Source organism: Enterococcus rivorum (assembly GCF_001742285.1).
GTDB classification, from domain to species: Bacteria; Bacillota; Bacilli; order Lactobacillales; family Enterococcaceae; genus Enterococcus_L; species Enterococcus_L rivorum.
Genome location: NZ_MIEK01000013.1, coordinates 25,634 through 38,935, shown reverse-complemented (window position 1 = coordinate 38,935; position 13,302 = coordinate 25,634). Strand labels below are relative to the sequence as shown.

The 13,302-nt window shown below is 35.3% G+C and carries 13 protein-coding genes; 1 reads left to right on the top strand and 12 read right to left on the bottom strand.

What is annotated here, in order from left to right; all coding sequences use genetic code 11:
- Positions 1–96: 96 nt before the first annotated feature.
- The 12 genes from rseP to BCR26_RS06295 all read right to left on the bottom strand — a co-directional run bounded on the left by rseP (position 97) and on the right by BCR26_RS06295 (position 12,903).
- Positions 97–1,365: an RIP metalloprotease RseP gene (gene rseP / locus BCR26_RS06350; protein ID WP_069698141.1), complete on the bottom strand. Its 1,269-nt coding sequence runs from the start codon at positions 1,363–1,365 to the stop codon at positions 97–99.
- Positions 1,362–2,561, bottom strand: a complete 1,200-nt coding sequence (locus BCR26_RS06345) for a 1-deoxy-D-xylulose-5-phosphate reductoisomerase (protein WP_338070478.1) — start codon at positions 2,559–2,561, stop codon at positions 1,362–1,364. The genes rseP and BCR26_RS06345 overlap by 4 nt, the downstream gene beginning before the upstream one ends.
- Positions 2,562–2,635: 74 nt before the next feature.
- Positions 2,636–3,436: a phosphatidate cytidylyltransferase gene (locus BCR26_RS06340; protein WP_069698140.1), complete on the bottom strand. Its 801-nt coding sequence runs from the start codon at positions 3,434–3,436 to the stop codon at positions 2,636–2,638.
- Positions 3,436–4,245, bottom strand: a complete 810-nt coding sequence (locus tag BCR26_RS06335) for an undecaprenyl pyrophosphate synthase (protein WP_069698139.1) — start codon at positions 4,243–4,245, stop codon at positions 3,436–3,438. The genes BCR26_RS06340 and BCR26_RS06335 overlap by 1 nt, the downstream gene beginning before the upstream one ends.
- A gap of 197 nt (positions 4,246–4,442) precedes the next feature.
- Entirely contained in the window at positions 4,443–6,158 is a 1,716-nt protein-coding gene (locus tag BCR26_RS06330) for a Stk1 family PASTA domain-containing Ser/Thr kinase (RefSeq protein WP_069698138.1), read from the bottom strand.
- On the bottom strand, positions 6,151–6,825 hold the full coding sequence (locus BCR26_RS06325) for an ABC transporter ATP-binding protein (RefSeq protein WP_069698137.1): 675 nt from the start codon (positions 6,823–6,825) through the stop codon (positions 6,151–6,153). Before BCR26_RS06325 ends, BCR26_RS06330 begins: the two co-directional genes overlap by 8 nt.
- A gap of 12 nt (positions 6,826–6,837) precedes the next feature.
- A complete protein-coding gene (locus BCR26_RS06320; protein ID WP_069698136.1) occupies positions 6,838–8,316 on the bottom strand; it encodes an ABC transporter permease in 1,479 nt (492 codons plus the stop codon).
- 246 nt (positions 8,317–8,562) lie between these two features.
- Positions 8,563–9,120: a ribosome recycling factor gene (gene frr / locus BCR26_RS06315; RefSeq protein ID WP_069698135.1), complete on the bottom strand. Its 558-nt coding sequence runs from the start codon at positions 9,118–9,120 to the stop codon at positions 8,563–8,565.
- A gap of 3 nt (positions 9,121–9,123) precedes the next feature.
- Positions 9,124–9,846, bottom strand: a complete 723-nt coding sequence (pyrH, locus tag BCR26_RS06310) for a UMP kinase (RefSeq protein ID WP_069698134.1) — start codon at positions 9,844–9,846, stop codon at positions 9,124–9,126.
- A gap of 253 nt (positions 9,847–10,099) precedes the next feature.
- Positions 10,100–10,981, bottom strand: a complete 882-nt coding sequence (gene tsf / locus BCR26_RS06305; RefSeq protein ID WP_069698133.1) for a translation elongation factor Ts — start codon at positions 10,979–10,981, stop codon at positions 10,100–10,102.
- 148 nt (positions 10,982–11,129) lie between these two features.
- Entirely contained in the window at positions 11,130–11,915 is a 786-nt protein-coding gene (rpsB, locus tag BCR26_RS06300) for a 30S ribosomal protein S2 (protein WP_069698132.1), read from the bottom strand.
- Positions 11,916–12,138: 223 nt separating this feature from the next.
- The gene (locus BCR26_RS06295) at positions 12,139–12,903 is read right to left on the bottom strand and encodes a TrmH family RNA methyltransferase (protein WP_069698131.1); all 765 of its coding nucleotides are present in this window, start codon (positions 12,901–12,903) and stop codon (positions 12,139–12,141) included.
- Between the two features lie 123 nt (positions 12,904–13,026).
- Between BCR26_RS06295 and BCR26_RS06290 the strand changes: the two genes are divergently transcribed.
- Positions 13,027–13,302 (top strand): acylphosphatase, encoded by a 276-nt coding sequence (locus BCR26_RS06290; protein ID WP_069698130.1) that lies wholly within the window; start codon positions 13,027–13,029, stop codon positions 13,300–13,302.

The following is a 13,302-nucleotide window of genomic DNA, read 5'->3' as shown; positions in this document are numbered from 1 at the left end:
CATTAAGGATAATAAATATCCTTCAAAACAAACCCATTTTTATATTTTTGATGACGCGACCAACAATTATGATAAAACGAATGAACTTTTATTTTTCTAAAAGAAAAATCGTTGAATATCATTCCACGTTACTAATATCATCAACACCATGATGAACCCAACACCAATTAATGTGATGATTCCTTCTTTTTCTTGACTAAGAGGTTTTCCTCTTACACCTTCGAAAATATTCAATAGAATTTTCCCGCCATCTAATGCAGGAATTGGCAACAAGTTAATAATCCCTAAATTGACAGACAACATCGCCATCAATCCAATAACGGTTGGTAAACCAGCTTGAGAAGCTTCTGATGACAATTTGAACATCATAACCGGACCACCAAGCTTGTTTAGACTAAATCCAGTAAACAGCGATCCTAACGCTTTAAAAATTTGCGTTGAATTGGCAATCGTCGCTTGCAGACCGCCGAATAGTTTATCGATTACCCCCGTCTTCATTGGTGGTGAGACACCGATTTTACCAACTGTTGTATCACCCGTTTCTTCTGCTTTAGGGGTAACTTGAATATTTTTTTCTTTCCCTGCAGATTCGACGACAAGATCCAATTTCTTTTCAGGATTTTTTTGAACCATCGTTGTAAAATCTTCCCATGTTTGAATTTTCTCTCCATCAATAGACACAATAGTATCACCAGCTTTTAATCCTGCCTCAGCTGCTGGTCCATCAGGTTGAATTTTACCAATAGCATTCGTATCATAGTAGCTTACGCCACCTTGCATAAACACAAATACAGTAAACAGAATAACTGCTAAAATGAAATTATTCATTGGGCCAGCAAAATTAGTAAGCATTCGTTGCCAAAGTTTTGCTGATTGAAACTGGACATCGATTGGTGCAATTCGAACCTCAGTCCCGTCATTTTCAATAATCGTTGCATCATGAATTACCTTGTACGTAACTTCTTGTGTTTCATCTCCATTTACATAACCTTTAATAAAGAGTTCTTTCTCTAAATCAAAATCGATCAGTTCTAAAGGAACACTATTGGTTAGTTGGACTTTCTTACTTGTATTTATTTTAGTAATTTCATTTTGCTCATCCAATTCAACAGAAAGTGTCATACCTGGACTTAGTTCAACCTCGTCTTCTCCTGCACCTGCCATTCTTACATAACCACCTATAGGTAAAATACGAATGGTATAAGTTGTTCCGTCTTTTCCTTGGTGAGAAAAAATCTTTGGCCCCATCCCAATTGCAAACTCTCTGACCAAAATCCCTGCTCTTTTAGCAAAGAAGAAATGGCCAAATTCATGTACAATGACAAGGATTCCGAAGACAATAATAAATGTAATAACTGTTTTCATATATTTCCTTCTTTCTTTATCCAACTTTCTACATTTTTTCGTGTTTCTTTATCAACCTTAATAACTTCTTCAAAAGTAACTTCTGTTGTTTCTTCGTACTCATTTACAGCTTTTTCCACCAAAGCTTCGATTGCTAGGTATGGAATTTTCCCTTCAATAAAAGCATTTGCAGCAATTTCATTTGCAGCATTATAAACAGTGGGATAGGCTCCGCCTTTTTTCCCAACAGAAAAGGCTAATGCCAACATTGGAAAACGTTGAAAATCCATTTTATCAAAATGAAGTTGGCCGATCTGAGTCAAATCAAACTCCTTTTCATTCTTGATTGCTAATCGTTCTGGATAAGTAAGAGCATACTGAATTGGCTCTCTCATATCACTTGCACCTAATTGCGCTAGGTAGGCTCCGTCTTGCAAAACGATCATAGAATGAACAACACTGTCTTTGTGTAAAACAACTTTTATTTTATCATATTCAACGTCAAATAACCAATGTGCCTCAATAACCTCAAGACCTTTATTCATCATTGTTGAGGAATCAATCGTAATTTTTTTACCCATTGACCAATTTGGATGCTTCAACGCTTGTTCTAACGTAACTGTTTTCAGTTCTTCACGAGTCAGGTCTCGGAAACTTCCACCAGAGGCAGTGATAACTAATTCTTTTACATTTCCCACTGGTTGTCCCTCTAAGCATTGAAAAATCGCTGAATGTTCACTATCAACTGGTAAAATCTTCACTTGGTGTTCTTTTGCAGCAGCCATTACCCATTGTCCAGCCATCACAAGGGTTTCTTTATTGGCTAAAGCAATGTCCTTCTTCCTTCTTATCGCAGCCATAGTAGGCATTAAACCAACACTTCCTGTAACGGCTGTTAAAACAATATCAACATCTGCTAAGGTTGCTGCTTCCACAAGACCTTCTTCACCAAAACCAAAGCGTATTTCTGGAAATTCTTTTTCTAATTGGTTCTTTAAAGCTAACGAGCCGACACCCACAAATTGAGGATGGAGTTTTTTAATAACTTCTCGTCCTTTTTGTTCATTCCGGTGAAATGTTAATGAAATGATTTTAAAACGTTCTGGATAAGCTTGTACAACATCAATAGTATTGGTTCCAATTGAACCTGTTGCTCCTAATAAGGCAATTTTTTTCATGATAATAAAGAAAAACTCTGAATCTTCAGAGTTTTTCACCTTCCCTTCTTGTAGAATAAGAAAATTGCAAAGTTTACTCTAATTTTCAGACACGGCCTATGCTCATTCAACTTTTAGAATAAACCGAATAGGTGCATGATTGGAAAAACAAAAAGTAAGCTGTCGAATCGATCTAAAATACCTCCATGACCGGGTAAAATATTTCCAGAATCCTTCACCCCGTAATGACGCTTGATAGAAGATTCTACTAAGTCTCCAAACTGACCAACAATTGAAAAAATGACTGTCATCGCTAATAAGATAGGAACACTGTATGCAAACGGTTGTTTATGAGGAATTAAGGTCAAGTAAAGTAGGGCAACGATTACTGCTGAAACGATTCCACCAATAGAACCTTCAATTGTTTTATTTGGCGATACATCAGGCATCAATTTTCTTTTTCCATACTTTTTACCAATAAAGTAAGCACCAATGTCAGTCGCCCAAACAACAAACAAAGCATAAACTAAAATAGACAAACCTGAACCTCTAGCACTCACAAAGTTTTGAAATCCTACCCCAACGTATAAACTAACGATAACCGGAAACCCTGCTTCATCAATCGTATACGTGTTTTTTGAAATAACCGATGTTCCCAATAAAATCATTACAACTAAATAAAACAGAATAAAGTTATCGGCTTGCTCAGGTAAAAAGAAAAACCAACGATTCATAGGCAGTACTAGGAACACTGCTCCAATCGCAGATAAGACTCCCTCAAAACTTAACATTGCTAGGCCTTTCATTTTAAACAACTCATATACACCAACTACCGCAAGCACCGCTGCAGCAATTTCAATAACAAACCCACCATACCAAATAATCGGAATAAAAACGACTAAAGCAAGGGCTGCCGTAATAACTCTTTGTCTCACTAAACTTCCTCCTCAATTTCTTTCGGCTCTTGTAATCCACCAAAACGACGATTTCTATTTTGGTACGATGCAATTGCAATTTCTAATAACTCACCAGTAAAATCTGGCCATAATGCATCTGTAAAAAATAATTCACTATAAGCGATTTGCCACAGTAAGAAATTACTGATCCGTTCTTCCCCGCTTGTACGAATTAACAACTCTGGGTCACGTAACTGCTCTGAAAGAAAACCAGTCATTAAATGATCTGAAATACAGCTATCATCAATCATATTAGGGTCGATTTCATTGCGTTTTACTTTTTCAGCAATTTGTTGTACCGCAGTAACAATCTCACCTCGACTGCCATAGTTTAAAGCAAAATTCAATACCATGCCAGTACTATCTTTCGTTTGCTCAATTGCACGTTTAACCGCATCCTGTGTATGTTCAGGTAAAAAATCCGTGTAGCCCATTACGTTTACTTTTACATTTTCCTTAATCAATTCTGGTACAAATGTATCAAAAAAATCAACAGGTAACTGCATTAAGAAACTTACTTCTTCTGTTGGTCGCTTCCAATTTTCAGTAGAAAAGGCATAAAGGGTTAGTACTTTAACCCCCAGTTTACTCGCATGTTTCGTGATTTTTTTTACAGTGTTCATACCTTCTTTATGGCCTGCAACTCTTGGTAAACGTCTATTTTGAGCCCAACGACCATTTCCGTCCATAATGATTGCTACATGTTGTGGTATTGATCCTGTATGGTCAAAAGTAAATTCACTTTCTTCTTGCACATATTTATTTTTTTGCGGAAAAAATCGAAACATCTTTTTCCCTCCAATCCAAAAAATCTATCGTTACTATTATAGCAATAAGTTTAGCAAAAACCTATTCAAACAGAAAATTTTTCACGATTATTAAGAATTTTATGAAAAAAAGCTGAAAATGAAACAATTTCATCTATTCATATTTTAAAAAATAAAAAAGAACACCTTCAGGCTGAGCTGACAGATGTTCTAGTTATTTATTCAGGTTCACTTGGCTGCTTATCAGGTTCAGTAGGTTGGATATTTCCTCTGCTTATTCCAATTTGAACAACATAATCAATCGGAACAAATTCATTGTACTTACTCATCTGTACAACTGTTCCTTTAGTAACAGAAGAATCAACATAATAAACTTGATAGGTAATGTTTGCTCCTTTAGATTGGTAGTCCTCATAGAATATTTTTTGTAAATCGCCTTCAAGAGTGGTATCTTTTAAATCTTTCAAAAAGGGTTTTCCAGCAGAATAAGTGACTAGTAGAGATGGTTTCTCACCTTTTTCACTATACTTGGTTCCAGCTTCTATACTTTGCCCAATAAAGCGACCATAGGGAACTGTATCATTAAATGTTTGTTTCACTTGAACTTGTAAGCCTTCTGCTTTAGCTTCCGCCTCTTGAAGAGTGTACTGAGAAAAATCAGGAATAGACAACGCTTTTCCTTTAGAAACTTTAATAGTAATCGTCTCTTTTTTAGCCATTTTTTGATCTTTGGCAACACTTTGCGAAATAATTTTACCTATTTCAACCGTGTTAGAATCTTCTTCTTCTGTTTTCAATTGAATCTCATTTTTCTTTGTCCATTCAACTGCTTCTTCTTTAGCTTTCCCTGCAAAATCAGGTACAGTGATATCTTTTTCATAGACTTCTTTCCCTTTAGAAAAATAGACTTTCCCTTTGTCTTTTCGCTTGTAGTTTTCAGCTTTGACATCTTTCGTTGTCATTTCAAATTTGATAAAATCACTAGCTGCTATTGTTTCACTGTATTCTTCAATGATTGCTAAATTATCGGCTTTGTTTTCTGAAATCCATTTCTTAGCATCTTTCAATTTCATTTTTTTAAAATCTGGTAAAGGGATGACTTCTTTTGGATCTGGACCTAAACTAGCTTCAACAACCAATTCAGTTCCTTTTTTTATTTTTCCTTTTGTTATACTTTGTTTAAGAATGACATTAGTCTCTGTTTTGAAATCATATTTTTGTTCAACTTTCAATTTCACATCATTTTCTGTGGTCCAACTACGAGCATCCGCTAATTCTTTGCCCTTAAAATTAGGAACTGAAACATGAGTCATTTGATAGTACGTAAAGAAAAGTACACCTACTACAATGGCTGATAAAATCCCAATAATGATATATTTTCTTCTTTTTTTCTTTTGATAGGTTGGGTCAGTCTCTATAAATTCCTCATCGCGGGTACTTTCGGAAGAGGAGTCTAGCTCTACTAAATCAGGTGTTTCAGTTACTGGCTCTTCTACTGGTTCAAAGTCTTCTGTTGAGTAAAAATCTTGATATTGATCTTGATATTGATCTTCGTATTGATCTTCCTGCTGTTTCTCATCGCCAATCAGATTTTCTTCATCAAACAGGTTATGATTTCCATCAGTGGAAGGACTTAAATAATCCTCTTCGTTAGCCATCGCTTTTCGCTTTTGTACTCTTTTTTCAAATACTTCATCTGGAATCACATTAACAGGACCGTAAGGAACATCTCCTGCCTGTCTTTTCGCTTTCTTTTTCTTGACAACAATAGGCGTTTTCGCAACTGGTTGCTCCTGCGTAATTAAGGGTTCTTTAGGTTCAGTTGAACTTTTAGCCACTGGCTTGCCTTTTTTCTTTTTCTTTTTGTCATATAGTTTTTCTTGACGCGTTTTGCTATAGTTATCGCCACTAAAATTGGATAAAAAATCACTCATATTTTTTTAACACACCTTTTTTAAGGTAATAGGTTTCATCAGATTGGTTCGCAATTTCATTTGAATGAGTAACAACAATTACACATTTATTATGAACTTTAGCTAATTTTTGAAAAATGTCTACAATCTCTTGCTCCATTCCTTCGTCTAAATTTCCTGTTGGTTCATCTGCCAGAATAATGTCTACATTCGTTGCTAAAGCACGAGCGATAGCAACCCTTTGTTGTTCTCCACCTGAAAGTTGGTTTACTAAGCGATCTGCTTTACTAGTATTGATGCCAATATAATCTAGCAGGTTATAGGCCACTTCTTTTTGGTTCGGAGGTAATTCATTATCCGTAATTGACATAGCTACTAATACATTTTCTAAAGCTGTCAAATAAGGTACTAGGTTATAACTCTGAAAAATAATACTAATGTCGTCACGACGATACTTTTCATAGCCAATTGTTTTAATATCTTTTCCATTTAATAATACTTGACCTTCTTTAGGCGTGTCTAATGCACTAATTAAAGAAAGGAATGTCGTTTTTCCTGAACCAGACTGTCCTAAAATGGTGTAGAACTTCCCTTGCTCAAAGGAAACATTCGTGTCTTTTAAAATAAAACGACGTTGATCGCCATCTTGATAAAAATAACTTAAATTTTTCGTTTCTAAAATCGCCATCTTTTTCCCCTCCTACATCATAATTTTCTTTGGATTCAAGCGTAAAATGTATACTAGCGGTAACACAGCTGAAACCAACACAGTAATTAAGCCCACTGAGAGATAGGTCACAATATAGCCAAGCGAGAATTTCACTTCATAAGCACTCATTACATCCGCGTTAGTAAGTTCTGAAACGCCTAACCCACTCATTACAAAATACATGTCTTGATTTGCTGATTTCGCAGTAGCTAACATGTCACTATTTAATAGGGAGTCTGAGACTACTTTACCTAAAAAGTTTCCTGTAATTAAAGAAAGAATCAAAGCGATTCCACTGATTAAAAACATTTCAATGACAATTTGTCCCATTACATGACTGCGTTTATCACCAAGTGAAAGGTAAATCCCTAACTCATGTTTCCGATCCCGCATAAACAATAGCACGACTAAAGAAATAATTAATAACGTAGCAATCACGGCAATCATGACAACATAACCAGAGATTTGAGACATTTTTTTCATACTTCCGCCAATTTGTTCATACTGATCCGCAGAAGCTTTAACGGCATAATATTTAGGTAAAAGCGGTTTTACATCTTGCTTGAAGGCGTCTACATCATCTGGACTTTTTAAGACATAAACAGGGACAAAGTAATCCTCTTGTTCTTCAGTAACTTCATCAGGATAAGCTTTCTTATTTTTTTCAAAAAGTTCTTTGTTCATATCTATGATTAGTTTATTGGTTAAATAGATCGTATTAAGTTGCTCCGTCGACAGCATTTGCTGATTCATTTTATCTTGTTCACCATTATTGTTATCTTTGCTTTCTTCTTTCATTTTTACCGAAGTTGGTTCAAAAATTCCAATGATCTCAACCGGCGTATCTATTTTGTATAGTTCACCTACACCACCATTTTCATTATAAGATTCATAGGCTACATTATCCAATACCATCTGATCACCAACAGCAAGACCATTCTCGTCCGCTACTTTAGACGAAATAATCGCCCCATTTGTCCCTTTATCAATTTCTTCTTGCTTGAAGGTTCGTCCTTCAGTAATTTTAATCTTGTTTTCTTCAACATCTAAAACTTTAGCATAATTCGAGCCTTTTAATGAAAAACTTCCCTCTGGAAATCCCATTGAACTATCATCACCAAATGAAGCGCTCTTCAATTTCTTACTTGAAATCCACCCACTTGCATTATAATCATAGTATTTTACATAAGGTGAATCACCAATTTTTTTTATTGTCTTCAATTCCAAAGGTTTTAACTCTTTTTGATTTTCTTCTTTCATCAACTCATCTTGAAATTTTTCATAGTCAATTTCAACTGTCGCCATACCGCCTAATTGCTTTTTAACACTTTTCTCAACATTCTCTGTTGATTGTTGGATTGCAATTGCTCCAGCGATAACATTCCCTAAAACAAAAATCACCGCAAAGAGAATTAGAGACTTCCCTTTTTTTCTAGTCACACTACACAAAGCTCGTCTAACAAAATTCACTTTCTCATCCCCTTTTAATATGATATATGTAGTACAATTATTCCATAACGGACTATGTTTCACAAGCTCTTTTTTGCATATTTAGGACTATTTCCTTTGAATAGACAGTAAAAAATCAACTATTGCTATAAATATAGTTTTAAATATATCAATTATCGAAATTTTATCTTGATTTAATTCAAGGTAAAAAAAGTGCGTATCCTAATAAATTAGGATCCACACGATTTTATATATTTTTTAATCGTTTTAAACTTCTAATAACTCTTTTTCTTTTTCAGCAGTAATTTGATCAACATTTTTTACACTATCATCAGTCAGTTTTTGGACTTCTTTTTCAAGATTTCTCAACTCATCCTCAGTGATTTCGTTATTCTTTTCTTGTTTTTTTAAGTCATCCATTGCATCGCGACGAACATTACGAACTGCAACTTTCGCAGTTTCAGCTAATTTTTTAACATCTTTAGCTAATTCTTTACGACGCTCTTCTGTCAATTGTGGTATAACTAGACGAATAACGTTCCCGTCATTGGCTGGACTAATTCCGATATCACTAGCTTGAATTGCTTTTTCAATATCTCCAATTGAACTTTTATCAAAAGGTGTAACCATTAAAACTCTTGCTTCTGGAATATTAATTGAAGTCAATTGATTGACTGGTGTCATTGCACCGTAGTATTCTACTTGGATTCTATCCAACAGGCTTGCATTTGCACGTCCTGCACGAATTTGACCAAATTCACGTTGTAAACTTTGTTCTGCTTTTTGCATTTTTTCTTTTGCAGTTGCTAATACTGTTCCACTCATTTTCTATTTCCCCCTAACAGTTGTTCCAATATTCTCACCAAGACAAGCTCGGCGGATGTTGCCTTTTTCGTTTAAGTTAAATACAACTAACGGAATATCGTTATCCATGCTTAATGAACTTGCTGTTGAGTCCATTACTTGTAACCCTTTAGAGATAACATCCATATGTGTTAGTTCTTCGAATTTGACTGCACTTGAATCCAATTTAGGATCTGCAGAATAAACACCATCTACATTATTTTTTGCCATTAAAATAACATCGGCATCTACTTCAGCCGCACGTAATGCTGCAGTAGTATCTGTTGAAAAATAAGGATTTCCAGTACCAGCTGCAAAAATAACGATACGCCCTTTTTCTAAGTGACGTTCTGCACGACGACGGATATATGGTTCTGCAATTTGGCGCATATCAATAGAGGTTTGCACTCTAGTTGGTACACCTAAATTTTCCAGAGTGTCTTGTAAAGCTAAAGCGTTCATTACTGTTGCCAGCATCCCCATGTAGTCTGCTTGAGCGCGTTCCATTCCCATTTGCGCACCAATTTGTCCGCGCCAGATGTTTCCACCACCGACAACAATAGCCATTTCAATTCCTAGTTCATGAACTTCTTTAATTTCTTCAACAATCTCTTTGATCACAGGAGGTTTAATTCCAAATCCTTCATCTCCAGCTAAAGCTTCTCCACTTAGCTTTAATACAACACGTTGATATTTAGGTTTTACCATTTTTTTAGTTCCCTCCATCAATTCTCTAAAATCATTTTATCATAAGAAAGTAATTCTGCCAGTAATTTATGCATATTGCCTAAAAAAAGGGAGCGCATTTTATTGCGTTCCCATTAGGTAAGAAATAGAAATTCTTGAAGGTTCAATCTTTTTAAAGATTTTCCTCTCCAAATTTCTCTTTCTAATAGTGTAAAAGTAAGCTACTCTATCAAAAATAGAAATCCTTTCATTTTTCATACCAACTATTTAAAGACTATTTTTTAACTTGACTCATTACTTCATCAACAAAGTTGTCTTCACGTTTTTCAATTCCTTCGCCCACTTCAAAACGGATGAATGATTTAACTGTCGCACCTTTAGAAGCAACATATTTTTGAACAGTCATATCTGGATCTTTAACAAATGGTTGATCTACTAAAGAAATTTCAGCTTTAAACTTGTTCATACGACCAGCAACCATTTTATCAACGATATTTGCTGGTTTTCCTTCATTCAATGCTTGTTCTTTAAGTACTGATTCTTCATGTGCTAATTCTTCTTGAGGAATTTGCGCATCATTAACATAACGAGGATTGATTGCTGCAACATGCATTGCTACATCTTTCGCAACTTCTTCATCTGTTGTACCTTCTAAGACAGTTAGTACAGCAATACGACCGCCCATGTGTAAATAAGCACCAAACGCTGCATTATCGTCTTTTTTAACTAATTCAAAACGACGGAAATTGATTTTTTCTCCAATAACAGTTGTCGCTTCAATTAATTCACTTTCAAGAGTTCCCTTGTCAGTTTTTAATGCTAAAGCTTCTTCCATTGTTTTAGGTTTATTTGTTGCAATTTCAGTTGCAATTTTTTTCACTAATTCTTGGAACATTTCGTTTTTAGAAACAAAATCTGTTTCTGAGTTAATTTCAACGATAGCTGCAAAATTGCCGTTTGAAGCAACATTTGCTAAACCTTCAGCTGCAACACGATCGTTTTTCTTCGCAGCTTTTGCCATTCCTTTTTCACGAAGGTGATCTACTGCTTTATCAATATCTCCCTCAACTTCTACTAATGCTCTTTTTGCATCCATCATGCCGACACCAGTCATGTCGCGTAATTTTTTAACCAATTTAGCTGAAATATCTGCCATTTTTATAGGTCCTCCTAATTTGTATTCACGTATTTGTTTTTAAAAAAGCTATCTCAAAGGTATAACAGGCTTTTTTTCGCCTAGCCTTCAAGACAGCTCTAATGTTTTAATCACTCGTTAGATAATACTCTGTCTAACTTTAATTGACTTATTCAGCTGCGTTGTCGCCTTCAACTACATCAACGATTTCTTCAATAGAAGTTGCCGCTTCTGGAGCTGCTTCAACAAAAATTTCTTCTACAGCTTGGTCTTCACCTTGATTACCTTCGATAAACGCATCAGCCATTTTAGCAGTGATTAATTTCACAGCACGAATCGCATCATCATTTGAAGGGATTACTACATCAATTTCGTCTGGATCGCAGTTTGTATCAACCATCGCAACGATTGGGATGTTCAATTTTTGAGCTTCTTGAACAGCAATACGCTCTTTACGAGGATCAACAATGTACATTACATCTGGAATTCTAGGCATATCAGCGATACCACCTAAGAATTTTTCAAGACGTTCACGTTGTTTGTTTAAACCAACAACTTCTTTTTTGGGAAGAACATCAAATGTTCCATCTTCTTCCATTTTATTAATATCTTTCAAACGTTTAATACGTTTTTGGATTGTATCCCAGTTTGTTAAAGTTCCACCTAACCAACGGTGGTTTACATAGTATTGACCTGAACGAATCGCTTCGTCTTTGATCGCTTCTTGTGCTTGTTTTTTAGTTCCTACGAATAAAGCAACGCCGCCATCTTCAGCAACATTTTTCATGTATTCATAAGCTGAATCTACTAATTTCACTGTTTTTTGCAAATCAATGATATAGATTCCGTTTCTTTCTGTGAAGATATATTTCTTCATTTTTGGGTTCCAGCGACGTGTTTGGTGTCCAAAGTGTACGCCGGCTTCTAGTAATTGTTTCATAGAAATTACTGCCATTTTTTGTTTCCTCCAATTGGTTTTTATTTGTTCCCTCTCCCGTTTTCAACTCTACAAGGAACTACTAATAGTAGCACCGCCTTATAAATCAAACAAGGATGTGGATTTGATACTGTTCTAAAGAGCAGCACCTTTGATAGTATACAACATAACTTAAATAAATTCAATAAAATTTCATTACATTCTGAGAATAGCTGTTAAAACAACGGTGAATGATTTCTTTTTAAGATAAATGATACATCAAAATCCCTGCTGCGACAGCGACATTTAGAGACTCCGCTTGCCCTCTAATTGGGATATAAATATTTTGAGTCGTTTGTGCCAAAAGAGTCGCTGACACACCCTGTCCTTCATTTCCCATAATGAGTCCATAATTCTCAGCTTTGTTCACTTTTAAATAATCAACAGCCTGCTCATTTAGCTCTGTCCCATAAATAGGAATCTGATTTTGAATAAACTGTTGAAGAATGTCTGCTAGATTTCCATGAATAACAGGAAGATGATAATTACTACCCTGCATAGCTCTAAGCACTTTAGTACTATAAATGTCGGCGGATCCTTCTCCAATTATCACACCGGCTAAGCCAGCAGCATCCGCTGTTCGAATCATAGTGCCTACATTCCCAGGATCTTGAACATTATCCAAAAGCAACCATCCTCCACGGAATTCCGCTAAATGGTCTGCTTCATTCTTGTTAATAACAGCTAAAATACCTTGGGGCGTTGGCAAATCTGACAGGCTATTTAATACTTCATCACTAACAAAAATTAATTTTTCTGGGTCGCACGTTTCTAACCAGTTTGCCCATTCTGCTTGTCCCCGTTGATTAAATAGTATCCATTCGATAATTGCCCCTGAATTCTTCGCTTCTTCAATTAAGTGGAAACCTTCTATTACGTATTGTTTTTTTTCGTCTCGCGCCTTTTTTTTGTGAAGTTTTTTTATTTCTTTAATTAATGGATTCTTACTTGATAAAATTTCTTTCATAATTACACCTCGTTTTGTATTATATCATTTTTCATACCATTTCAACTAATTTAAAAGAATATTTGCCATATCCTGAAAAAATCGCTATCATTACTTTAACAATGAATATAAAGAGGTGTTAACATGAGAAAAGTACGCATGAATGTTCAAGGAAGAGTCCAAGGTGTTGGTTTTCGTTATATGACAAAGATGGTTGCAGATGAGCTTGAAATTAAGGGAACCGTTCGCAACGAAGATGATGGTTCCGTTTCTATTGAAGCAATTGGAACGGACGAAGCCATGACCCTGTTTATTCAAAAAGTAAAAGAATCTCCTAGTCCAATGGGTAGAGTAACTTATGTAGACATTCAAGAATATCCTCTAATGGAAGTATATAAGAAATTTTCAGTAACAAATTAG

What these genes read in the sequence shown, in the direction of transcription:
- rpsB (WP_069698132.1), bottom strand. Translation starts at nt 11,915, where the DNA reads ATGGCAGTAATTTCTATGAAACAATTACTAGAAGCCGGCGTACACTTT.
- tsf (WP_069698133.1), bottom strand. Translation starts at nt 10,981, where the DNA reads ATGGCAGATATTTCAGCTAAATTGGTTAAAAAATTACGCGACATGACT.
- frr (WP_069698135.1), bottom strand. Translation starts at nt 9,120, where the DNA reads ATGAGTGGAACAGTATTAGCAACTGCAAAAGAAAAAATGCAAAAAGCA.
- BCR26_RS06290 (WP_069698130.1), top strand. Translation starts at nt 13,027, where the DNA reads ATGAGAAAAGTACGCATGAATGTTCAAGGAAGAGTCCAAGGTGTTGGT.
- pyrH (WP_069698134.1), bottom strand. Translation starts at nt 9,846, where the DNA reads ATGGTAAAACCTAAATATCAACGTGTTGTATTAAAGCTAAGTGGAGAA.
- rseP (WP_069698141.1), bottom strand. Translation starts at nt 1,365, where the DNA reads ATGAAAACAGTTATTACATTTATTATTGTCTTCGGAATCCTTGTCATT.
- BCR26_RS06325 (WP_069698137.1), bottom strand. Translation starts at nt 6,825, where the DNA reads ATGGCGATTTTAGAAACGAAAAATTTAAGTTATTTTTATCAAGATGGC.
- BCR26_RS06330 (WP_069698138.1), bottom strand. Translation starts at nt 6,158, where the DNA reads ATGAGTGATTTTTTATCCAATTTTAGTGGCGATAACTATAGCAAAACG.
- BCR26_RS06335 (WP_069698139.1), bottom strand. Translation starts at nt 4,245, where the DNA reads ATGTTTCGATTTTTTCCGCAAAAAAATAAATATGTGCAAGAAGAAAGT.
- BCR26_RS06295 (WP_069698131.1), bottom strand. Translation starts at nt 12,903, where the DNA reads ATGAAAGAAATTTTATCAAGTAAGAATCCATTAATTAAAGAAATAAAA.